Genomic DNA, 20,602 nt, shown 5'->3' with positions numbered 1-20,602 from the left:
GGCCGCCAACAGACGGCCGTTCAGGGCTGTTCACCGACCAGATAGGTCTTGCTGATGTGGCGGAACTGCGGGTGGCTGGCGCTGCCCATGAGCTCGAACAGCACCATTTCCCGGGTCACCACTTGCGCCCCGGCCTGGCGCATGCGCGCAAGGCCCGCGGCTTTGTTGGCCGGGGTACGGCTGTCGCAGGCATCCTCGACCACCAGCACCTGCTTGCCCAGGGCCAGCAGGCCAAGCACGGTCTGCAGCACGCAGACGTGGGTTTCCATGCCGCAGACGATGACCTGCTCACGGGCCATCAGGCCGGCCGGCAAGCATTGGGCGGCCACGCAGGAGAAATGGGTCTTTTCCACCACTTCTGCCGCCGGGGCCACCGCGATCAGTTCCGACAAGGTGTGACCCAGGCCTTTGGGGTACTGCTCGGAAATCACGATCGGCAGTTCCAGGTCATGGCAGGCCGAGAGCAACCAGCGCGCTCGGGCGCGAGTGCCTTGAGGGTCGCTCATGGCGCCGATGAGCTTTTCCTGGATGTCGACCACCAGCAACGTGGCCTTGTGATGTTCGATCAGCATTGTCCGCCTCTTGCCTGGAAAAAGGCCTAGCCTCCCCCAGGCAGGCGGCGCCGTCAATCAGGCAGAAAGCCGATACGCCTCAAGGGCCTGTGTCAGCGCAGCGAGCACCTGGTCCTCGTGCTCGTGGATGAAGAAGTGGCCGCCGGGGAACATCTGCAGCGAAAAGGCACCGAGGGTTTCCCTGCGCCAGGCCTGCAGTTGCTCTGCGCTGGCCCGGTCCGCTTCGCCACCGAGCACATGCAGCGGGCACTGCAAGGCAGGCCGCTGACGGTAGAGATAACGGCCGCAGAGCAGGAAGTCAGCGCGCAGGGTGGGCAAGGTCAGGCTCATCAGCTCGGCATTGGCCAGCACCTCCTCCGGCGTGCCATTGAGTTCGCGCAGTTCGGACTTGAGCTGGTCATCGCTCTTGGGGTCGCGCCAGTTGTGGCCATCGTAATCCTCGCGCCGGGTGGGCGCCGCCGTGCCGCAAGCGAACAGCGCCAGCGGTGCCGGGCAGCCCAATGCGCGCAGTTCGTGGGCCAGTTCGAAGGCCAGCAGTGCGCCAAGACTATGGCCGAGCAACGCATAAGGCGCGTTGACGGCCAGGCGTTGCTCACTGGCCAACTGCCGGGCCAGCGCCTGCATGTCGGTCTGCAGCGGCTCGCCCATGCGTGCCCCCCGCCCAGGGAGTTCGACCGGGCGCACCTGCAGCCAGGCCGGCAGCTTGCGCCGCCAGCGGCTGTAGACCATGGCACTGGCCCCGGAATACGGCAGGCACAGCAGGTTGAGCGGGGTCACTGGGCGGCAGCTGCGGCCATCTGCTGGCGCAGGCTCAAGGGACGCATGTCGGTCCAGACTTCGTCGATGTAGGCCAGGCAATCCTTCTTCAGGCCGCTCTTGCCTACCGCGCGCCAGCCTTCGGGGATGGCCTTGTAGTCCGGCCAGATGGAGTATTGCTCTTCGTGGTTGACCACTACCTGGAACTGGATATCGTCGCGGTCGAATACGGAAGTCATTGGCTGTCTCCTTGAGTGATGGATGCCACTGCGCGCCTGGCGCAGGGAGGTTCTCAGGTAGACGTAGGGCGCTGCGGAAAAATTAGGTTACTCAGGGATTGTGGATAGGCAATGTTCGCCGGGAGAGAGATTTGAGGCTACCAAGTGCCTGGCTTGGGTTATGTGGTGGGGCATAAATCGAGCGCCGCCCGCGCGGCGCATCGCGGGCAAGCCCGCTCCCACATCTGTTTCGGGCCAGTCCCTCCTGTGCCGCCAACAGGATCCGCCTTGGTGCATGACTGAAGACAGGTGGAGCAAGCATCAATGCCCACCAAGATGCATCGCCATACCCCTGTCGGCTTCCACCGAGATGCATCGCCATGCCAACAAGGCGGTCCCTGTTGGCGGCACAGGAGGGACTGGCCCGAAACAGATGTGGGAGCGGGCTTGCCCGCGATGCGCCGCGCGGGCGGCGCTCGATCTCACAGCCCCCACACACCCCAAGCCAAGCCAAGCCAAGCACTAGCCTCACGCATCCCTCAGCAAGTCATGCGCATCGAGCAGCCGGAACGCCACCTGCGGGTTGCGCTCAAGGCCCCGGCGGATCGCGGCCGGGATCGACTGGCGGGTCTTGCGGCACAGGCCGGGCTGCTCGTCGAGTTCGATGACGATGCCGCGCATGGTGCGCACTTCGTTGAAGCCGGGGCTGATGTGCACGCGGATGCCAAGGTTTTCGTACAGCCGCTGTTGCAGGCGCTGCAGGTCTTCCAGGTCCTTGAGGTTTTCCAGGCGTTCGAGCAGGCGCTTTTCTTCCTGGCGGGTGAGCAGGAGGATGCGCTGGGCCGCTGGCGGGTGCCCGGCCAGGTGTTCGCGGCCGCAGTCACAGGCGCCAGGGGGGCACGGTTGGCGAAGAGGAGGTGGGGTGCTCATGCAGCAAGCATAGCTTCACCAGCCCGTTCTCAGTAAACGCTTCAGAAAAACTTTCCTGCCAGGATAAAAAATTTCACAAACCGCTGGACCCCGCCCCCTCGCTTCGCCTATAAATCGCCCAAGGGAAATTTATATTCCCATCAAGAAACAACACTTCGCCCGCCGCGAAGCTTCTTTTGCCCTTGTGCCAGACCTGCCCCACTCCATCACGAGGCCTATCCGACATGCACCCCGCTCCCGATCACTTCATCCTGCGCGTCAGTTGCCCGGCCGTGTCCGGCATCGTTGCGGCGGTGACCACCTACCTGGCCGAGCACGGTTGCTACATCAGCGAGATGGCACAGTTCGACGACGAGGACAATGGCCGCTTCTTCATGCGTGCGGTGTTCCGCTACAACACTGGCGTGAGCGGTGACAAGCCGCAGCTGGAAGCAGGCTTCGCCGATGTCGCCCAGCGTTTCGACATGGACTGGAGCCTGCACAGCAGCGCCCGGCCGCTGCGCGTGCTGCTGATGGTCAGCAAGTTCGACCACTGCCTGGCCGACCTGCTCTACCGCCATGCCAAGGGCGAGCTGGACATGCAGATCACCGCCGTGGTCTCCAACCACCTCGACCTGCGGCCAATGGCCGAGCGCCAGGGCATCCGCTTCGTCTACCTGCCGGTGAGCAAGGAGACCAAGGCCGAGCAGGAAGCCGCACTGATGCGCATCGTCGAGGACACCGGCACCGAACTGGTGGTGCTGGCGCGCTACATGCAGATTCTCTCCGACGACCTGTGCCGCCAGCTGTCAGGCCGGGCGATCAACATCCATCACTCGTTCCTGCCTGGTTTCAAGGGCGCCAAGCCGTACCACCAGGCCTATCAGCGCGGGGTCAAGCTGATCGGTGCCACCGCCCACTACGTCACCAGCGACCTCGACGAGGGCCCGATCATCGAACAGGAAGTGCAGCGCGTCGACCACGCCTATACCCCCGACGACCTGGTGGCGATCGGCCGCGACACCGAGACCATCGCCCTTTCCCGCGCCGTCAAATACCACCTTGAGCACCGGGTGTTCCTCAACCACGACCGCACGGTGATCTTCAAATGAACGCCATCCCCAGCATCAAGCTGATCGACGGCAAGGCCACCGCGGCGCGGGTGCTGGCCGAGGTTCGCGAGCAGGTGCAGACCTTGCGCCAGGGCGGCGTGCAACCAGGCCTGGCAGTGGTCCTGGTCGGGGCCGACGCGGCCAGCCAGGTGTATGTACGCAACAAGGTGCTACGCGCCGAGGAAGTGGGCATCCGTTCGCAGGAACACCGGCTGCCGGCCGACACCACCCAGGCGCAACTGCTGACCCTGATCGACCGGCTCAACCGCGACAGCAAGGTCAACGGCATCCTCGTGCAGTTGCCGCTGCCCGAGCATGTCGACGAGCACTGCATTCTCCAGGCGATCAGCCCGCTGAAGGATGTGGACGGTTTCCACAGCGAAAACGTCGGTGGCCTGGCCCAGGGGCGCGACGTGCTCACCCCCTGCACCCCCAGCGGCTGCATGCGCCTGCTGCGCGATGCCTGCGGCGAGCTGCGCGGCAAGCATGCCGTGGTGATCGGCCGCTCGAACATCGTCGGCAAACCCATGGCCGCACTGCTGCTGCAGGCCGACTGCACGGTAACCGTGGTGCACTCACGCAGTCGCGGCCTGCCGACGCTGTGCCGCCAGGCCGACATCGTCGTCGCGGCGGTCGGCAAGCCACGCCTGGTCGGCGCCGAGTGGCTCAAGCCCGGCGCGGTGGTGATCGATGTCGGCATCAACCGCATCGAAGAAGGCGGCCATAGCCGCCTGGTCGGCGATGTCGACTTCGCGGCCGCCCTGCCCCAGGTTGCCGCTATCACCCCGGTGCCCGGAGGCGTCGGCCCGATGACCATCGCCTACCTGATGAAAAACACCCTGCTCGCCCTCGACCTGCAACAACAGGCCGCCCACCAGGAGCGCACCCCATGCCTTTCGCCCTGCTGAAATACGGCCTGAGCGCCGACTACCCGGTGGAGGTCGACCTGCCGCCACCGTGCGAACTCAAGCCGCGCTATGACGTGGTAATCATTGGCGGCGGCGGCCACGGCCTGGCCATTGCCTATTACCTGGCCAAGTACCACGGCGTGACCAACGTTGCCGTGCTGGAGAAGGCCTACCTGGGCGGCGGCAACACCGCGCGCAACACTGCCGTGATCCGCTCCAACTACCTCACCTCCGAGGGTGTGCGCTTCTACGCAGAATCGGTGCGGATGTTCCAGAACCTGTCCAACGAGTTCGACTTCAACATCATGTACTCCGAGCGTGGCCAACTGACCCTGGCGCACACCGACGCCACCGTGCGCGCGTTCCGCCAGCGCGCCGAGGTCAACAGGCACTTCGGCGGGCGCACCGAGATGATCGACCGCCAGCAGATCCGCGAGCTGGTGCCGAGCCTGAACCTCGACCCCGGCCACCTGCCGGTGCTGGCGGGCCTCTGGCACATCGACGGCGCCACAGCGCGCCACGACGCGGTGGCCTGGGGCTATGCCAAGCAGGCTGCCAAGCGCGGCGTGGAAATCCACCAGCTGACCGAAGTGCAGGACCTGCTGATTCGCAATGGCCGCATCGAAGCAGTCAAGACCAACCGTGGCACCGTTCAGTGCGGCTGTGTGGTGCAGGCGGTGGCCGGCGCCAGTTCGCAGCTGATGGCCAAGGCCGGCATCCGGGCGCCGATCCACACCTACCCGCTGCAAGCCATGGTCACCCAGCCATTCAAGCCATTCCTCGACCCGCTGGTGAGTTCATCGGCATTGCACTGCTACGTACAGCAGACCAGCCGTGGCGAGATCGTCTTCGGCGGCGGCTCCGACCCGTACCCGCTGTACAACACCCGCTCCACCCTCGACCTCAAGGAAAGCCTGCTGGCCCACGCCATCGAGATGTTCCCGTTCATGGCCAACGCCAAGCTGATGCGCCAGTGGGCCGGGATCACCGACATGACCCCGGACTACAGCCCGATCATGGGCCTGTCGCCGGTCGACAACTACTACCTCGACGCCGGCTGGGGCACCTGGGGCTTCAAGGCCACGCCGATCTGCGGCAAGACCATGGCCGAGCTGGTCGCCAGCGGCGGCAAGGTTCCGGAACTGATCGCGCCATTCGCCCTGGAGCGTTTCAGCCGCTTCCGGCAAGTCAACGAAATGGGCGCCACTGCGGCCAGCCACTAGGAGCATACGACGATGAAGATCCTGATTTGCCCCTTGAACGGCCCGCGCAACATCAGCGAGTTCACCTACGGCGGCGAGCTCAAGTCCATGCCCGACCCGGCCAGTTGCACTGACACCGAGTGGGCCGACTACGTGTTCAACAGCGACAACCTGGCCGGCGTGGTCACCGAGTGGTGGCTGCACAACGCCTCGAGCTACTGGTTCCTGGCCGAGCGCCACACCGTCACCGACCAGGTGCTGCGCACCTTCGACCCCAAAGAAGTGTTCGACCGCCGCGTCGACTTCAGCCCCACCGCCACCCCGGAGATCGCCGGATGAACAGCCTCACTCGCCTCCCCGAACCCATGGGCCTGTTGATCGACCGCGAGCGGCCCCTACGATTCGAATTCGATGGCCAGGCCTGCCCGGGCTTTGCCGGTGACACCATTGCCAGTGCCCTGCTCGGCAACGGCCGCTGGCTGCTGTCGCGCTCGTTCAAGTACCACCGCCCGCGTGGCCCGCTGAGCATGGCCGGGCAGGACGCCAACACCTTGGTGCAGCTCCCCGAAGAGCCCAACGTGCTGGCCGACCTGGAGGCCGCCCGTGACGGCCAGGTGGTCGCCGGGCAGAACTTCAACGGCAGCCTGGAACACGACCGCGACGCCTACCTGGGCAAGTTCTCGCGCTTCATGCCGGTGGGCTTCTACTACCGCTCGTTCTACAAGCCCAAGGGCATGTGGAAGGTGTGGGAGCCGCTGATCCGCAAGAAGGCCGGCCTCGGCGTGCTCGACCTCGGCTTCAGGCCGCAGTACTACGACAAGGCCTATCTGTTTGTCGACCTGGCCGTGATCGGTGCCGGCCCGGCCGGCCTGCGCGCCGCGCTGGACGCCGCCAATGCCGGGGCCAAGGTGCTGCTGATCGAGCAACAGCCGGTGCTCGGCGGCTCGCTGACCTACGCCCGCTTTGACATCGCCGGCACCCGCGCTGCCAGCCTGCGCCAGGAACTGCTCGCCGCTGTCGAAGGCCAGCCGAACATCCAGGTGCTGTGCGAGGCCACCTGCAACGGCTGGTTCACCGACAACTACCTGCCGGTGATCCAGCACAAGCGCCTGTACAAGGTACGCGCCACTCGCTGCCTGGTGGCCGCCGGGTCGTTCGACCAGCCGGTGGTGTTCCGCAACAACGACCTGCCCGGGGTAATGCTGACCAGCGCCGCGCAGCGGCTGATGAAGCTGTACGCGGTCAAGCCGGGGCAACGCGCGGTGATTCTCACCGGCCACGATGACGGCTACCTGGCCGCCCTCGACCTGCAAGAACAAGGCGTGGCTGTCGCCGCCCTGGTCGACATGCGCGCCGCGCCCGCCGATACCGCACTGGCCAGCGAGCTGAAGCGTCGCGACATTCCCGTGCACCTGGGCAGTACCGTCTATGAAGCCCTGCACGAAGCAGGCATGCGCCACGTTACGGGCGTGGACATTCGCCCGATCACCGGCCAGGGCAAGGTTGCTGACCACGGCCTTCGCGTGGCCTGCGACTTGCTGTGCATGTCCGCCGGCTACATGCCGGTGTATCAGTTGCTGTGCCAGGCCGGTGGCAAGCTGGCCTATGACGTCAACCGTGACGAGTTCACCATCAGCCACCTGCCCGTCGGCCTGGACATTGCCGGCTCGGTGAACGGCCGGCACCGCCTGGACAACGTGCTCACCGACGCCAGCCGCGGCGCCGCCGAAGCCCTCGCGGCACTGGGCCTGCCAGCAGCAACGCCGTCGGCCTGCGTGGCCGAGGCCAAGGTCAACTTCCCCTGGCCGATCTTTCCGCACCCCAAGGGCAAGGATTTCGTCGACTTCGAGGAAGACCTGCAAGTGCGCGATATCGTCAACGCCACCCGCAGCGGCTACCGCGACGTGCAACTGGTCAAGCGCTTTTCCACGGTCGGCATGGGCCCGTCCCAGGGCCGCCACTCGGCGCTGCCCACCGCACGCCTGGTGGCCCAGGCCACCGGCCGCAGCATCAGCGAAACCGGCGTGACCACTGCCCGCCCACCCTTCCAGGCCGAGAAACTGGCGCATGTCGCCGGCCGTGCGTTCGACCCGTACCGGCAGACGCCGATGCACCGCCGCCACCTGCAGGCGGGCGCGCAGATGATGCCCGCTGGCAGCTGGCAGCGCCCGGCCTTCTACGGCAAGCCGGAACACCGCGAGCGCTGCGTGCAGGAGGAAGCACGCCATGTTCGCGAAAAGGTCGGCCTGATCGACGTCTCTACCCTAGGCGGCCTGGATGTGCGCGGCCCCGATGCCGCCGAACTGCTGGAGCGCCTGTACACCTTCGGCTTTGCCAAGCTGGCCATCGGCCGCACCCGCTATGCGCTGATGACCAACGAGCACGGCGTGGTGATCGATGACGGCGTTTGCGCGCGCCTGGCCGAGCAGCACTTCTACGTCACCGCCACCACCAGCGGCGTCGACCGCATCTACCAGCAGATGCTCAAGTGGAACGCGCAGTGGCGGCTGGACGTGGACATCGCCAACGTCACCGCCGCCCTGGCCGCGGTCAACCTGGCCGGGCCGCTGGCGCGCCAGGTGCTGGCCAAGCTCTGCAACGATGTCGAGCTGTCCGCCGAAGCCTTCCCTTATCTGGGGGTGCGCCTGGGCACGGTGGCCGGCATCCCGGCGCGCATCCTGCGGGTCGGCTTCGTCGGCGAGCTGGGTTATGAAGTGCATGTGCCGGCGCGCCATGCCGAGCGCCTGTGGGACTCGCTGATGCAGGCCGGGGCCGGGCTGGGTATCCGCCCGTTCGGGCTCGAGACCCAGCGCCTGCTGCGCCTGGAGAAAGGCCACGTGATCATCGGCCAGGACAGCGACGGCATGAGCCACCCGGCAGAGCTCGACATGCAGTGGGCGATTGGCCGCAAGAAGCCGTTTTTCGTCGGCAAACGCTCGATCGAGATCCTCGAAGCACAGCCGCTCAAGCGCAAGCTGGTCGGTTTTACCCTGCCCAAGGGCAGCCCGCAGCCGCTGGAGGGCCACCTGGTGCTGGACGGCCCGGACATCAGTGGCAACGTCACCTCTTGCGAGTACTCGCAGACCCTCGGGCAGATCATCGGCCTGGCCTACGCCGGTGCCCATCAGGCGATGCCTGGCATGCACATCCCGATCCGCGTGGAAGGCGGCGTGATGGTCAATGCCAAGGTGGTGCCACTGCCCTTCTACGATCCCGACAACCTGCGCCAGGAACTCTGAACCATGACCAGCCTGAAAGCCGAAGCCTACCTCCCAAGCAGCCTTTTGCACGCCTGTGCGTTGACCGACCTGACCGGACTGGCGCGGGTCGGGTTTCGCGGCGGTGACGCAGCTGACTACCTGCAAGGGCGTGGCTACCAGCTGCCCTCGCTGCCCAACCAGGCCTTGCGCCAGGGCGACGGCGGCTGGGTGGCGCGCCTGTCGGCCAGCGAGTACCTGTTGCTCGGCAGCCTGGCAGACCAGGGCGCCCGGGTTGCCAGCGAAGAACAGCGCTGGGTGCAGGATGCCCGGCGCAACTACCTGCTGCCGCGTCAGGACAGCCATGCCTGGCTGCAACTGTCGGGGGAGCATTGCAGTGCGGTGATGGCCAAGTTGTGCGGGGTCGATCTGCGGTTGCAGGCGTTTGCGGTCGGTGCTGTGGCGCAGACGTCGGCGGCGCGGATCAACGTGATCGTGGTGAATGTCGGAAGTGATGGATTGCCGGCATTGCAGTTGCTGTTCGACCGGGCATCGCTGGCGTACTTCCAGGAGGCTGTGCTGGATGCCATGGATGAGTTCGATGGCGGGTGGGTTGGGCTGGATCAGCTGATGATTTGATCTGTACCGGCCTCATCGCGGGCTCGCCCGCTCCCACAGGTAGACCACAGACCTTGAGAACTGTGGCGTACCTGTGGGAGCGGGCGAGCCCGCGAAGAAGCAAACACTTCTATCAAGGTCAGAGTTGAGTCAGCCGCTCGCGCAGGAAACTGACAAACCCCTGCACCGGCCGCGCTACCTGCCTGTGCTGCGGATACACCGCCGACAACTGCAGCGCCAGCGGCACCCACTCATCCAGCACCGTCACCAAGCGCCCGTCCGCCAGTGCCTGCCCGACGATAAAGGTCGGCAGATAGGTCACCCCCATCCCGGCAATCGCCGCATCCCTGAGCAGCTCGCCGTTGTTCGCCCGCATCCGCCCGGTCACCTGAATCACCTGGGCCTTGCCACCCTGGCGGAACTGCCACTGCACCTGCCGCGAATGCCCATAGGGCAGGCAATCATGCGCGGCCAGGTCTTCCGGTTTGGCCGGCATGCCACGTGCGGCAAGGTACGCCGGGCTGGCGCAATACACCCGTTCGACATCGGCAATGCGCCGGGCAATCAGGCTGGAGTCCTCCAGCGCGCCGATACGCAGCGCCAGGTCATAACCCTCGCCGATCAGGTCCACCGCGCGATCACTGAGGTCCACCTCCACATCCACCTGCGGGTGCAACTGCAGAAACTCGGTCAGCAGGCAGCCCAGGTGGGCCATGGCGAACGACAGCGGCGCACTCAGGCGCAAGGTGCCGCGCAGGGCCTGGGCCTGGCCGCTGATGTCGTGTTCCACCTGTTGCACCTCGCCCAGCAGGCGCAGTGCCGACTGGTAGTAGTGCTGGCCCAGCGGCGTAGCGTCCAGGCGCCGGGTAGAGCGGTTCAACAAGCGCACTCCGAGGCGCTCTTCGAGCTGCATCAGGCGGCGGCTGACCGATTGCTTGGACATGCCCAGGCGGTCGGCGGCAGCAGTGAAGCTACCGGCCTCCATGACCTGGGCAAAGATTCGCATGTCTTCGTAGGGGTTCATTGTCTCGCTCTTGGTGACAGTCAAACGCTTTATAGCGGCTTTTTCCCGCCACTGCACCTGCTTAATCTACACACAGGTCGCAGCGATGGCCCTGGAGGCCAGGCAAGACGCCCATTACCAACACTTGAACAGAAAAGGATTCGCTCATGAACATTGTCCACAAAACCCTCACCGCCTCCCTCCTCGCCCTGTCCGTGTCCAGCGCTTTCGCTGCGGGCAGCCCAGGCGTCGAGCAGCACACCCAGGCCTTTCTCGAAGCGCTGGAGCAAGGCGGCGGCAAGCCGCTCGAACAGCTCAGCCCGAAAGACGCCCGCGCCGTACTGACCGGTGCCCAGGCTTCGGTGAAGGTCGACCTGTCCGGTATCGAGGTCAAGGAGCGCACCATTCAGGCCAACGGCCAATCGATCAAGCTGCAGGTGGTGCGCCCGGCCAATGTCAAAGGTGAGCTGCCGGTGTTCATGTTCTTCCACGGCGGCGGCTGGGTGCTCGGCGACTTCCCGACCCACCAGCGGCTGATCCGCGACTTGGTGGTCGGCTCCGGCGCTGTGGCGGTCTATGTGGACTACACCCCGTCGCCTGAGTCGCACTACCCGACGGCGATCAACCAGGCCTACACCGCGACCCGGTGGGTAGCCGAGCATGGCAAGGAAATCGGTGTCGACGGCAAGCGCCTGGCGGTGGCCGGCAACAGCGTCGGCGGCAACATGGCGGCGGTGGTCGCACTCAAGGCCAAAGAGGCCGGCACCCCGGCGCTGCGCTTCCAGCTGCTGCTGTGGCCGGTGACCGATGCCAGCTTCGAGACAGCGTCGTACAAGCAGTTTGCCGAAGGGCACTTCCTCACCACCGGGATGATGAAGTGGTTTTGGAACAACTACACCACTGATGCCAAGGCACGGGCAGAGATCTACGCCTCGCCGCTGCGGGCCAGCAGTGAACAGTTGAAAGGCTTGCCACCGGCGCTGGTGCAAACGGCCGAGTTCGATGTGCTGCGCGATGAGGGCGAGGCCTATGCCCGTAAGTTGAATGCGGCAGGCGTGACGGTGACCTCGGTGCGCTACAACGGCATGATCCATGACTATGGGCTGCTCAACCCGCTGAGCCAGGTGCCGGCGGTCAAGGCAGCGATGCGTCAGGCCGCAAACGAACTGAACGTGCATTTGCAGTAACGCCAGCCAACCCTGTGGCAGGGCCCGAGGGCCCTGCCCTTACTGGAGATTCGTCATGCTTACCGTCCGTAGCGCAGAAGACCGCGGCCTGGCCTTCCATGGCTGGCTCAAATCGTTCCACACCTTCTCCTTCGGCCACTACCGCAACCCTGACGAGCAAGGCTTTTCCGACCTGCTGGTGATCAACGACGACCGCGTCATCCCTGGCAAGGGTTTCGGCCAGCACCCGCACCGCGATATGGAAATCTTCTCCTACGTGCTCGAAGGCGCGCTGGAGCACAAGGACACCCTGGGTACCGGCTCGGTGATCCGCCCGGGTGACGTGCAGCTGATGAGCGCCGGTCATGGCGTGGCGCACAGCGAGTTCAACCACAGCCAGGCGCAGCCGGTGCACTTCCTGCAGATCTGGATCGTGCCCAATGTGAAAGGGGCGACGCCGCGTTACCAGCAACAGCACTTCAGTGCCGAGGAGAAGCGCGGCAAATTGCGCCTGATCATCTCGCCGGATGGTGCCGAGGAGTCATTGCAGGTGCGGCAGAACGCGCGAGTGTATGCCGGGCTGTTCGATGGCGCGGAGCGCGCGACGCTGAGCTTGCCGGAGAATCGCCATGCCTATGTACACGTGGCACGCGGCAGCATCGAGCTCAATGGCCAGGTCCTCAATGAAGGGGATGGTGTGCGGGTACGGCAGGAACAACTGCTTGAGCTGGGTAATGGGGTGGATGCCGAGGTGCTGGTGTTCGACCTGCGGCCTCATGAGTTGCCGGGTATGCCGTAAGCGGGATCGGCCTCTTCGCGGGCACGCCCGCTCCCACAGGTACTGCACAGTTTTCAGAATCTGTGCGATGCCTGTGGGAGCGGGCGTGCCCGCGAAAGGGCCATCAGCAAAGACTCAGGGCTCGAAGCCTTCAACGATGATCACTTCGGCCTTTGCCACCCCTTGGCGATGGCTGCACGCCTCCTGATACAGATCGGACTGGTAACACGCCACCGCCTGCTCATACGAATCGAACTCGATCACCACGCTACGCTGTGGAGTGGGCCGCCCTTCCATCGCCTCGCTACGCCCGCCGCGGGCCAGGAAGCGGCCGCCGAATGCCTTGAAGGCAGCGGGAGCGCGCTGGGTGTACTGCTGGTACTGCTCGGGGTCGGTCACGTCGACGTGGGCGATCCAATAGGCCTTCATCCGCTGCTCTCCTGTAGCAAAAATATTTGTGTATGATGGTATACCATAAAAATCACCCCACCACAGTGAGTGTGCAACATGGCTTTCAACACCATCGAGGAACTCCTCGAGGACTACCGGCAAGGCAAGATGGTCCTGCTGGTGGACGACGAGGACCGGGAAAACGAAGGCGACCTGCTGATCGCCGCCGAGCGCTGTGACGCCCAGGCCATCAACTTCATGGCCCGCGAAGCGCGCGGGCTGATCTGCCTGACCCTGACCGACGACCACTGCCAGCGCCTGGGCCTTGAGCAGATGGTACCGGCCAACGGCAGCGTGTTCAGCACCGCCTTCACCGTGTCGATCGAAGCCGCCAGCGGCGTCACCACCGGTATTTCCGCCGCTGACCGGGCGCGCACCGTGGCCGCTGCCATGGCACCCGATGCCCGCCCCGAAGACCTGGTGCAGCCTGGCCACATCTTCCCCCTGCGCGCCCGCGAAGGCGGCGTGCTGACCCGTGCCGGGCACACCGAAGCCGGTTGCGACCTGGCTCGCCTGGCCGGTTTCACCCCGGCCTCGGTGATCGTCGAGGTGCTCAACGATGACGGCACCATGGCCCGCCGCCCGGACCTGGAAGTGTTCGCCGCGCAGCATGGCATCAAGATCGGCACCATTGCCGACCTGATCCACTACCGCCTGAGCACCGAACAGACCATCAAACGCATCGGCGAACGCGAACTGCCGACCGTGCACGGCACGTTCCGCCTGGTGACCTACGAGGACCGTATCGAAGGCGGCGTACACATGGCCATGGTCATGGGCGATATCCGCCGTGAGCAGCCGACCCTGGTGCGGGTGCATGTGATCGACCCGCTGCGCGACCTGGTGGGTGCCGAATACGCCGGCCCCGCCAACTGGACGCTGTGGGCAGCGCTGCAGAAAGTGGCCGAGGAAGGTGCCGGGGTGGTGGTAATCCTCGCCAACCACGAGTCTTCCCAGGCATTGCTCGAACGCGTACCGCAGCTGACTCAGCCGGTGCGGCCTTATCAGCGTGGGCAGTCCAAGGTGTACTCGGAGGTCGGTACCGGGGCGCAGATTCTGCAGGACCTGGGCGTGGGCAAGCTGCGTCACCTGGGGCCGCCGCTGAAGTATGCGGGGCTGGCCGGGTATGAGCTGGAAGTGGTGCAGAGCATTCCCTTTGAGCCAGGAATGGTTGGCTGATACGGGTCGTGTAGGAGCGGCCTTGTGTCGCGAAAGGGCCGCAAGGCGGCCCCAGCAATTCATGTGTCGACGCTGAAATCCTGGGGCCGCTTCGCGGCCCTTTCGCGACACAAGGCCGCTCCTACAAGGGCGGAGTGATGGCCGGTAGCCTCATACCTCTTGCCAAAATCTTGGAATACCATAATATGATATCCCGTAGACCTTGAATCTGCAGGCCGGCACCTACAATCACAAACGGCCACAAGACACTTTGTTTTAGCTGCTCCCCGAATACTGTTGGCGGGCGCACCAGAAGCCCCGCCTCGAATAACAAAAGCAACGAGGGCGTAACCATGCTGTTGAGCAAACGTGTAACCGCAGTGCTGTCCGCCAGCCTGCTGACCCTGGCATGTCAGGCCGCCCAGGCCGCTGACAGCCTGAACTTCGTCAGTTGGGGCGGTACCACCCAGGACGCCCAGAAAGAAGCATGGGCCATCCCCTTCAGCAAAAGCACCGACATCAAAGTCGTCCAGGACGGCCCGACCGACTACGGCAAGCTCAAGGCCATGGTCGAAAGCGGCAACGTGCAATGGGACGTGGTCGACGTCGAAGCTGACTTCGCCCTGCGCGCCGCCAGCGAAGGCCTGCTCGAACCCCTCGACTTCACCCAGATCAAACGCGACAAGATCGACCCGCGCTTCGTCTCCGACCACGGCGTCGGCTCGTTCTTCTTCTCCTTCGTGCTCGGCTACAACGAAGGCAAGCTCGGTGCCAACAAGCCGGTCGACTGGACCGCGCTGTTCGACACCAAGACCTACCCAGGCAAACGCGCCCTGTACAAATGGCCGAGCCCTGGCGTGCTGGAGCTGGCCCTGCTGGCCGACGGCGTAGCGCCCAAGGATCTCTACCCGCTGGACCTGGATCGCGCCTTCAAGAAGCTCGACACCATCAAGAAAGACATCGTCTGGTGGGGCGGTGGTGCCCAGTCGCAACAGCTGCTGGCCTCGGGTGAAGCCTCGCTCGGCCAGTTCTGGAACGGCCGCGTCTATGCCCTGCAGCAAGACGGTGCACCGGTGGGCGTGAGCTGGAAGCAGAACCTGGTCATGGCCGACTTCCTGGTCATCCCGAAAGGCTCGAAGAACAAGGATGCGGCGATGAAGTTCCTGGCCAATGCCAGCAGCGCCGAAGGCCAGGCCGCGTTCGCCAACAAGACCGCCTACGCCCCGGTGAACGTCGACAGCGTGGCCAAGCTCGACAAGGACCTCGCCCCGAACCTGCCGACCGCCTACGCCCAGGACCAGGTCACCCTGGACTTCGCCTACTGGGCGAAAAACGGCCAGGCCATCGCAGCCCGCTGGAATGAGTGGTTGGTCAAATGAAAGTCGCCATCAACGCCCTGCACAACGCGCAAGGTGCCCCCACGGGCACCGGCGCCCCGGGAACGGCCCCTCGTCGCGTGAGCCTGGGCCAGCGCTGGAAAGGCAGCCGCAACCTGCTGCCGGCCCTGCTGTTCCTCGGCCTGTTCTTCTTCGCCCCGCTGGTCGGCCTGTTGCTGCGCGGGGTGCTGGAGCCAACGCCAGGGCTGGGCAACTACGAGCAGCTGTTCGCCAACTCGGCCTATGCACGGGTGCTGTTCAACACCTTCTCGGTGGCCGGCGTGGTCACCCTGATCAGCGTGCTGCTGGGCTTCCCGCTGGCCTGGGCGATCACCCTGGTGCCCCAGGGCTGGGGCCGCTGGCTGCTGAACATCGTGCTGCTGTCGATGTGGACCAGCCTGCTGGCGCGCACCTACTCGTGGCTGGTGCTGCTGCAGAGCTCGGGGGTGATCAACAAGGCGTTGATGGCCATGGGCATCATCGATACCCCGCTGGAGATGGTGCACAACCTCACCGGCGTGGTGATCGGCATGAGCTACATCATGATCCCGTTCATCGTGCTGCCGCTGCAGGCGACCATGCACGCCATCGACCCGATGGTGCTGCAGGCCGGCTCGATCTGCGGCGCAAGCCCCTGGACCAACTTCTGGAAGGTGTTCCTGCCGCTATGCCGCTCGGGGTTGTTCTCCGGCGCGTTGATGGTGTTCGTGATGTCGCTCGGTTACTACGTGACCCCAGCCCTGCTCGGTGGCGCGCAGAACATGATGCTGCCGGAATTCATCATTCAGCAGGTGCAGTCGTTCCTCAACTGGGGCCTGGCCAGCGCCGCCGCCGCATTGCTGGTGGTGATCACCCTGGTGCTCTTCTACCTGTACCTGAAGCTGCAGCCGGAATCCCCGGTTGGCAACGCGAGGTAAACCGCCATGCTCCTGTCTCCCAATGCCATGGGCCGCCCGCTGCGTACGGGCCTGTACCTGACCACCGGGGTCATCGCGGCCTTCCTGCTGCTGCCGGTGGTGTTCATCGTGCTGCTGTCGTTCGGCTCGTCCCAGTGGCTGGTGTTCCCGCCACCGGGCTGGACTTTCAAGTGGTACGGCCAGTTCTTCTCCAACCCGGAGTGGATGGACGCCGCCCTGGCCAGCCTCAAGGTCGCTGTGCTGACCACCATCGCCGCGGTGCTGCTGGGCCTGCCCACCGCCTTCGCCCTGGTGCGTGGCCGCTTCCCCGGCCGCGAAATGCTCTACGGGCTGTTCACCATGCCGATGATCGTGCCGCTGGTGATCATCGCCGTGGCGGTGTACGCACTGTTCCTCAAGCTCGGCTACACCGGCACGCTGTTCGCCTTCGTGGTCAGCCATGTGATCGTCGCCCTGCCGTTCACCATCATCTCGATCATCAACTCGCTGAAGCTGTTCGACCAGTCGATCGAGGATGCTGCGGTGATCTGCGGCGCCTCGCGCCTGCAGGCGATATTCAAGGTGACCTTCCCGGCGATTCGCCCGGGCATGATCGCCGGTGGCCTGTTCGCCTTCCTGGTGTCGTGGGACGAGGTGGTGCTGAGCGTGATGATGGCCAGCCCCGACCTGCAGACCCTGCCGGTGAAGATGTGGACCACCCTGCGCCAGGACCTGAGCCCGGTCATCGCCGTGGCCTCGACCCTGCTGATCGGCCTGTCGCTGCTTGTCATGTTCATTGCCGCCGCCTTGCGCCGGCGCACCGAAGTCAACGCCTGAGCGTGCGGAGAAAACAACAATGAGTGCAGTCATCAAAGACAACGCCCACGGCAAGACCCTGGTCAGCCTGCGTGGCCTGAACAAGCACTACGGCGACTTCACCGCCGTCGACAACCTCGACCTGGAGATCCAGGACGGCGAGTTCCTGACCTTCCTCGGCTCCAGTGGCTCCGGCAAGTCCACCACGCTGTCGATGCTGGCCGGTTTCGAAACGCCAAGCAGCGGCGAAATCCTGGTCGAGGGCCAGTCGCTGGTCAACGTGCCGCCGCACAAGCGTGACATCGGCATGGTATTCCAGCGCTATTCGCTGTTCCCGCACTTGAACGTGCGTGACAACATCGGCTTCCCGCTGGCGATCCGCAAGCTCAGTGCCACCGAAACCACCAAGCGCGTCGATGCCATGCTCAAGCTGGTGCAGCTGGAGAAGTTCGCCCACCGCAAGCCGTCGCAGATGTCCGGTGGCCAGCAGCAACGTGTGGCAATTGCCCGGGCGCTGGTGTACGAGCCACGCATCCTGCTGATGGACGAACCACTCGGGGCGCTGGACAAGAAGCTGCGTGAAGACCTGCAGGACGAACTGCGCCAGCTGCATCGCCGGCTGGGCATCACCATCGTCTACGTGACCCATGACCAGGAAGAAGCCATGCGCCTGTCCCAGCGCATCGCCATCTTCAGCCATGGCAAGATCGTTGGCCTGGGTACCGGTTACGACCTTTATCAGAATCCGCCAAATGCCTTTGTCGCGTCGTTCCTGGGCAACTCCAACTTCCTGCGCATCAAGGCCAGCAGCAATGGCGCGGCCAGCTTCGAAGGCCAGCCGGTGGCGATTCGCCTGACCCCGGGCCTCAGCGCAGAGCAGGATGCACTGATCATGGTGCGCCCGGAGAAAGCCCTGGCCCTGACCGCCGAACAGGCCGCGCGCGAGCCATTGCCTGCGGGCTGGAACGAGGTCAGTGCCAAGGTCGGTGAAGTGCTGTTCCTGGGTGAGAGCCAGACCTGCCATGTGGTGACGGCCGGCGGTACAGAGCTGACGGTGAAGGCGCTGTCTGCCGCCGGGATGCCGATGCAGCCGGGGGATACCGTGAAAGTGCGCTGGGCGCTGGCGGATGCCTGCATCTATACCGAGTGGGCCGAGAGCGACCTGAGCAAGTCGGCTGGGGCTCATTAAAAAACCGGGGCCGCTGCGCGGCCCTTTCGCGACACAAGGCCGCTCCTACAGGAGATCGCGTTACCGTGTAGGAGCGGCCTTGTGTCGCGAAAGGAGGGCAACGCCCTCCCCTGCTATCACTCAGGCAATCGTAATCGTTCAGCAAAGTATTCCCGGAAAAACTCCACCGCCACTCGTACCTTGGCCGACCCGGCCAGCGGCGCGGTATATACCGCCCAGATATCGGCACTCTGCCGATATCCCTCCAGCACCTGCACCAGCCGGCCATCCACCAGGCTGTCGTGCACATCCCACCACGACCGCAACACGATCCCGCGCCCGTCCAGGCACCATTGGTGCACCACTTCGCCATGGTTGCTCGACAACGCGCCGGTGACCCGCACAGTTTCCTCGCCAGCGGGCCCCTCCAGGTGCCAGAGCCCGAAAGGATGGTCACGTTCCTTGATCACCAGGCAGTCGTGGCTGGCCAGATCCGCCAGGCTCTTCGGCGTGCCGCGCCGGGCAAGATAGTCCGGCGCCGCACACAACACCCGCCAGTTGCGTGCCAGGCGCTTGGCGATCAGGTTCGGGGCAATCTGGTCACCCACGCGGATATCCAGATCGACGCCCTCGGCCGCCAGGTCCACCAGGCGGTCATGCACGTCCAGGCGTATGTCCAGCCGTGGGTAGCGCGACGTCAGCGCCGACAACGCCGGCGCCACCATCCGCCGCCCCAGGCCCAGGCTGCTGGCGATGCGCAATTGCCCGGCCGGCTCACGCTGGCCGGCGTCCAGATCATCGCCCATGCGCTGCAATGCCTCGAAGATCTGCTGCGCCCATTGATAGACCCGCTCACCCTCCTCGCTCACCGTCACCCGCCGGGTGGTGCGGTGCAGCAGGCGCACGCCGAGGTCCGCTTCGAGCAGGCGGATGCGCTTGCTGACGAAGGCAGCCGACATGCCACGGGCCTCGGCCACCGCCGCAAAGCTCGCACGGCGGGCTACCTGAAGAAAGATATCGAGGTCGTCGAGGCTTGGTAGATTATTCACGATACGTGCACCAAGAATGCATAAATTGGCCGATTATCTATGAAACGAACTCTTATAGCATGACCCACATCAGTTCCCCAGACACAAGGTGTGGCCATGACCAAGACCAAGACTTTCAAGATCGCTGCCATTCCCGGCGACGGCATCGGCAATGAAGTACTCCCGGAAGGTATCCGCGTGGTCGAAGCCGCCGCCCGCAAGCATGGCCTGGACCTGCAGTTCGAGTTTTTCGAATGGGCTAGCTGCGACTACTACCTGGCCCACGGCAAGATGATGCCGGACGACTGGTTCGACCAGCTCAAGGGCTTCGACGGCTTGTACTTCGGTGCCGTCGGCTGGCCCGACAAGGTGCCTGACCACATTTCCCTGTGGGGCTCGCTGCTCAAGTTCCGCCGCGACTTCGACCAGTACGTGAACATTCGCCCGGTCCGCCTGTTCCCTGGCGTGCCCTGCCCGCTGGCCGGCAAGCAGCCTGGCGACATCGACTTCGTGGTGGTGCGGGAAAACACCGAAGGCGAGTACTCGTCGCTGGGTGGGCGCATGTTCGAAGGCACTGCCAACGAATTCGTCCTGCAGGAATCGGTGTTCACCCGCCGTGGCGTCGACCGCATCCTCGAATACGCGTTCGAACTCGCCCACAACCGCCCGCGCCAGCATGTGACCTCGGCCACCAAGTCCAACGGCATGGCCGTGAGCATGCCCTACTGGGACGAGCGCACCGCCGCCGTGGCCGCGCATTACCCGGAGATCACCTGGGACAAGCAGCACATCGATATCCTTTGCGCTCGCTTCGTGCTGCAACCGGAGCGCTTCGACGTGGTTGTGGCCTCCAACCTGTTCGGCGACATCCTCTCCGACCTCGGGCCGGCCTGCACCGGCACCATCGGCATCGCGCCGTCGGCCAACCTCAACCCCGAGCGCAAGTTCCCGTCGTTGTTCGAGCCGGTGCATGGTTCGGCGCCGGATATCTTCGGCAAGAACATCGCCAACCCGATCGGCATGATCTGGTCGGGTGCGCTGATGCTCGAATTCCTTGGCAAGGAAACCGCAGACGCCCGTTATCAGGCTGCACACGATGAAATCCTGCTGGCCATCGAAGCCGTCATCGCTAGCGGTGCGACCACGCCTGACATGGGCGGCAGCCGCTCGACCCAGGCGGTCGGCCAGGCCATCGTCGATGCACTGGATGCCGCCTGACTGTCACATTTCGGTCACGCCACCGTCGTAATCTGCCGGGCAACTCTATGCCA

21 protein-coding genes are annotated in these 20,602 nt (G+C 64.8%); 14 read left to right on the top strand and 7 right to left on the bottom strand.

Going from position 1 to position 20,602, the window contains the following annotated elements; genetic code table 11:
• Positions 1-20 precede the first annotated feature (20 nt).
• From CQW31_RS00780 to CQW31_RS00755, 4 genes are all read right to left on the bottom strand, one after another.
• Complete coding sequence (locus CQW31_RS00780) at positions 21-572, bottom strand: hydrolase (protein WP_054887098.1); 552 nt, start codon at positions 570-572, stop codon at positions 21-23.
• A 57-nt stretch (positions 573-629) separates the two neighbouring features.
• Complete coding sequence (locus CQW31_RS00775; protein ID WP_054887099.1) at positions 630-1,349, bottom strand: thioesterase II family protein; 720 nt, start codon at positions 1,347-1,349, stop codon at positions 630-632.
• Positions 1,346-1,567 carry an MbtH family protein gene (locus CQW31_RS00770; RefSeq protein ID WP_054887100.1) on the bottom strand — a complete coding sequence of 74 codons (222 nt, stop codon included), beginning with the start codon at positions 1,565-1,567 and terminating at the stop codon, positions 1,346-1,348. The genes CQW31_RS00775 and CQW31_RS00770 overlap by 4 nt, the downstream gene beginning before the upstream one ends.
• A 507-nt stretch (positions 1,568-2,074) precedes the next feature.
• Complete coding sequence (locus CQW31_RS00755; protein ID WP_054886345.1) at positions 2,075-2,476, bottom strand: hypothetical protein; 402 nt, start codon at positions 2,474-2,476, stop codon at positions 2,075-2,077.
• Positions 2,477-2,700: 224 nt separating this feature from the next.
• Here CQW31_RS00755 and purU point away from each other — a divergent pair, with 224 nt between their 5' ends.
• Genes purU through CQW31_RS00725 form a run of 6 tightly spaced genes read left to right on the top strand, consistent with a single transcriptional unit; the run spans position 2,701 to position 9,513 of the window.
• Positions 2,701-3,567 (top strand): formyltetrahydrofolate deformylase, encoded by an 867-nt coding sequence (gene purU, locus CQW31_RS00750; protein WP_099813462.1) that lies wholly within the window; start codon positions 2,701-2,703, stop codon positions 3,565-3,567.
• Positions 3,564-4,475 (top strand): bifunctional methylenetetrahydrofolate dehydrogenase/methenyltetrahydrofolate cyclohydrolase FolD, encoded by a 912-nt coding sequence (folD, locus tag CQW31_RS00745; RefSeq protein WP_099813461.1) that lies wholly within the window; start codon positions 3,564-3,566, stop codon positions 4,473-4,475. The genes purU and folD overlap by 4 nt, the downstream gene beginning before the upstream one ends.
• Positions 4,457-5,698, top strand: a complete 1,242-nt coding sequence (locus tag CQW31_RS00740) for an FAD-dependent oxidoreductase (protein WP_099813460.1) — start codon at positions 4,457-4,459, stop codon at positions 5,696-5,698. Before folD ends, CQW31_RS00740 begins: the two co-directional genes overlap by 19 nt.
• A gap of 12 nt (positions 5,699-5,710) precedes the next feature.
• Positions 5,711-6,016, top strand: coding sequence for a sarcosine oxidase subunit delta (locus CQW31_RS00735; RefSeq protein WP_099813459.1), 306 nt, complete (start codon positions 5,711-5,713; stop codon positions 6,014-6,016).
• Positions 6,013-8,916 carry a 2Fe-2S iron-sulfur cluster-binding protein gene (locus CQW31_RS00730; protein ID WP_099813458.1) on the top strand — a complete coding sequence of 968 codons (2,904 nt, stop codon included), beginning with the start codon at positions 6,013-6,015 and terminating at the stop codon, positions 8,914-8,916. The genes CQW31_RS00735 and CQW31_RS00730 overlap by 4 nt, the downstream gene beginning before the upstream one ends.
• 3 nt (positions 8,917-8,919) lie before the next feature.
• Entirely contained in the window at positions 8,920-9,513 is a 594-nt protein-coding gene (locus CQW31_RS00725) for a sarcosine oxidase (protein ID WP_054886351.1), read from the top strand.
• Between the two features lie 118 nt (positions 9,514-9,631).
• Here the strand turns inward: CQW31_RS00725 and CQW31_RS00720 are convergent, their stop codons facing one another.
• Entirely contained in the window at positions 9,632-10,516 is an 885-nt protein-coding gene (locus tag CQW31_RS00720) for a LysR family transcriptional regulator (protein WP_099813457.1), read from the bottom strand.
• A 146-nt stretch (positions 10,517-10,662) separates the two neighbouring features.
• On the opposite strand from CQW31_RS00720, the gene CQW31_RS00715 reads away from it, so the two are divergent.
• The gene (locus CQW31_RS00715; RefSeq protein ID WP_099813456.1) at positions 10,663-11,682 is read left to right on the top strand and encodes an alpha/beta hydrolase; all 1,020 of its coding nucleotides are present in this window, start codon (positions 10,663-10,665) and stop codon (positions 11,680-11,682) included.
• Between the two features lie 55 nt (positions 11,683-11,737).
• Positions 11,738-12,460, top strand: a complete 723-nt coding sequence (locus tag CQW31_RS00710; RefSeq protein ID WP_099813455.1) for a pirin family protein — start codon at positions 11,738-11,740, stop codon at positions 12,458-12,460.
• A gap of 114 nt (positions 12,461-12,574) precedes the next feature.
• Here CQW31_RS00710 and CQW31_RS00700 read toward each other — a convergent pair whose 3' ends face one another.
• Positions 12,575-12,868 carry a DUF1330 domain-containing protein gene (locus tag CQW31_RS00700; protein WP_054886355.1) on the bottom strand — a complete coding sequence of 98 codons (294 nt, stop codon included), beginning with the start codon at positions 12,866-12,868 and terminating at the stop codon, positions 12,575-12,577.
• A 78-nt stretch (positions 12,869-12,946) separates the two neighbouring features.
• Between CQW31_RS00700 and ribBA the strand changes: the two genes are divergently transcribed.
• The 5 genes from ribBA (at position 12,947) to CQW31_RS00675 (ending at position 18,324) form a co-directional block, all read left to right on the top strand.
• Positions 12,947-14,068, top strand: coding sequence for a bifunctional 3,4-dihydroxy-2-butanone-4-phosphate synthase/GTP cyclohydrolase II (ribBA, locus tag CQW31_RS00695; RefSeq protein WP_099813454.1), 1,122 nt, complete (start codon positions 12,947-12,949; stop codon positions 14,066-14,068).
• 332 nt (positions 14,069-14,400) lie between these two features.
• The gene (locus CQW31_RS00690) at positions 14,401-15,426 is read left to right on the top strand and encodes a polyamine ABC transporter substrate-binding protein (RefSeq protein ID WP_054886357.1); all 1,026 of its coding nucleotides are present in this window, start codon (positions 14,401-14,403) and stop codon (positions 15,424-15,426) included.
• Positions 15,423-16,340: an ABC transporter permease gene (locus tag CQW31_RS00685; RefSeq protein ID WP_099813453.1), complete on the top strand. Its 918-nt coding sequence runs from the start codon at positions 15,423-15,425 to the stop codon at positions 16,338-16,340. Before CQW31_RS00690 ends, CQW31_RS00685 begins: the two co-directional genes overlap by 4 nt.
• A 6-nt stretch (positions 16,341-16,346) precedes the next feature.
• Positions 16,347-17,156, top strand: a complete 810-nt coding sequence (locus tag CQW31_RS00680; RefSeq protein WP_027919924.1) for an ABC transporter permease — start codon at positions 16,347-16,349, stop codon at positions 17,154-17,156.
• Between the two features lie 19 nt (positions 17,157-17,175).
• Positions 17,176-18,324, top strand: coding sequence for an ABC transporter ATP-binding protein (locus CQW31_RS00675; protein ID WP_099813452.1), 1,149 nt, complete (start codon positions 17,176-17,178; stop codon positions 18,322-18,324).
• A 116-nt stretch (positions 18,325-18,440) separates the two neighbouring features.
• On the opposite strand, the gene CQW31_RS00670 is transcribed toward CQW31_RS00675, so the two are convergent.
• The gene (locus CQW31_RS00670) at positions 18,441-19,352 is read right to left on the bottom strand and encodes a LysR substrate-binding domain-containing protein (protein WP_054886360.1); all 912 of its coding nucleotides are present in this window, start codon (positions 19,350-19,352) and stop codon (positions 18,441-18,443) included.
• Between the two features lie 96 nt (positions 19,353-19,448).
• On the opposite strand from CQW31_RS00670, the gene CQW31_RS00665 reads away from it, so the two are divergent.
• Positions 19,449-20,549, top strand: a complete 1,101-nt coding sequence (locus CQW31_RS00665) for a tartrate dehydrogenase (protein ID WP_099813451.1) — start codon at positions 19,449-19,451, stop codon at positions 20,547-20,549.
• Positions 20,550-20,602 lie beyond the last annotated feature (53 nt).

It is taken from the genome of Pseudomonas sp. 382 (assembly GCF_002759075.1).
In the GTDB taxonomy this organism is placed as follows: domain Bacteria; phylum Pseudomonadota; class Gammaproteobacteria; order Pseudomonadales; family Pseudomonadaceae; genus Aquipseudomonas; species Aquipseudomonas vlassakiae.
Note: the sequence above shows the minus strand (reverse complement) of the source record. Positions and strands in the feature narration are given on the sequence as shown.

Bases quoted from the DNA above. Each gene is read 5' to 3' on its own strand.
- CQW31_RS00780 (WP_054887098.1), bottom strand. From the start codon at position 572: ATGCTGATCGAACATCACAAGGCCACGTTGCTGGTGGTCGACATCCAG.
- CQW31_RS00770 (WP_054887100.1), bottom strand. From the start codon at position 1,567: ATGACTTCCGTATTCGACCGCGACGATATCCAGTTCCAGGTAGTGGTC.
- CQW31_RS00755 (WP_054886345.1), bottom strand. From the start codon at position 2,476: ATGAGCACCCCACCTCCTCTTCGCCAACCGTGCCCCCCTGGCGCCTGT.
- purU (WP_099813462.1), top strand. From the start codon at position 2,701: ATGCACCCCGCTCCCGATCACTTCATCCTGCGCGTCAGTTGCCCGGCC.
- folD (WP_099813461.1), top strand. From the start codon at position 3,564: ATGAACGCCATCCCCAGCATCAAGCTGATCGACGGCAAGGCCACCGCG.
- CQW31_RS00740 (WP_099813460.1), top strand. From the start codon at position 4,457: ATGCCTTTCGCCCTGCTGAAATACGGCCTGAGCGCCGACTACCCGGTG.
- CQW31_RS00735 (WP_099813459.1), top strand. From the start codon at position 5,711: ATGAAGATCCTGATTTGCCCCTTGAACGGCCCGCGCAACATCAGCGAG.
- CQW31_RS00730 (WP_099813458.1), top strand. From the start codon at position 6,013: ATGAACAGCCTCACTCGCCTCCCCGAACCCATGGGCCTGTTGATCGAC.
- CQW31_RS00725 (WP_054886351.1), top strand. From the start codon at position 8,920: ATGACCAGCCTGAAAGCCGAAGCCTACCTCCCAAGCAGCCTTTTGCAC.
- CQW31_RS00720 (WP_099813457.1), bottom strand. From the start codon at position 10,516: ATGAACCCCTACGAAGACATGCGAATCTTTGCCCAGGTCATGGAGGCC.
- CQW31_RS00715 (WP_099813456.1), top strand. From the start codon at position 10,663: ATGAACATTGTCCACAAAACCCTCACCGCCTCCCTCCTCGCCCTGTCC.
- CQW31_RS00710 (WP_099813455.1), top strand. From the start codon at position 11,738: ATGCTTACCGTCCGTAGCGCAGAAGACCGCGGCCTGGCCTTCCATGGC.
- CQW31_RS00700 (WP_054886355.1), bottom strand. From the start codon at position 12,868: ATGAAGGCCTATTGGATCGCCCACGTCGACGTGACCGACCCCGAGCAG.
- ribBA (WP_099813454.1), top strand. From the start codon at position 12,947: ATGGCTTTCAACACCATCGAGGAACTCCTCGAGGACTACCGGCAAGGC.
- CQW31_RS00690 (WP_054886357.1), top strand. From the start codon at position 14,401: ATGCTGTTGAGCAAACGTGTAACCGCAGTGCTGTCCGCCAGCCTGCTG.
- CQW31_RS00685 (WP_099813453.1), top strand. From the start codon at position 15,423: ATGAAAGTCGCCATCAACGCCCTGCACAACGCGCAAGGTGCCCCCACG.
- CQW31_RS00680 (WP_027919924.1), top strand. From the start codon at position 16,347: ATGCTCCTGTCTCCCAATGCCATGGGCCGCCCGCTGCGTACGGGCCTG.
- CQW31_RS00675 (WP_099813452.1), top strand. From the start codon at position 17,176: ATGAGTGCAGTCATCAAAGACAACGCCCACGGCAAGACCCTGGTCAGC.
- CQW31_RS00665 (WP_099813451.1), top strand. From the start codon at position 19,449: ATGACCAAGACCAAGACTTTCAAGATCGCTGCCATTCCCGGCGACGGC.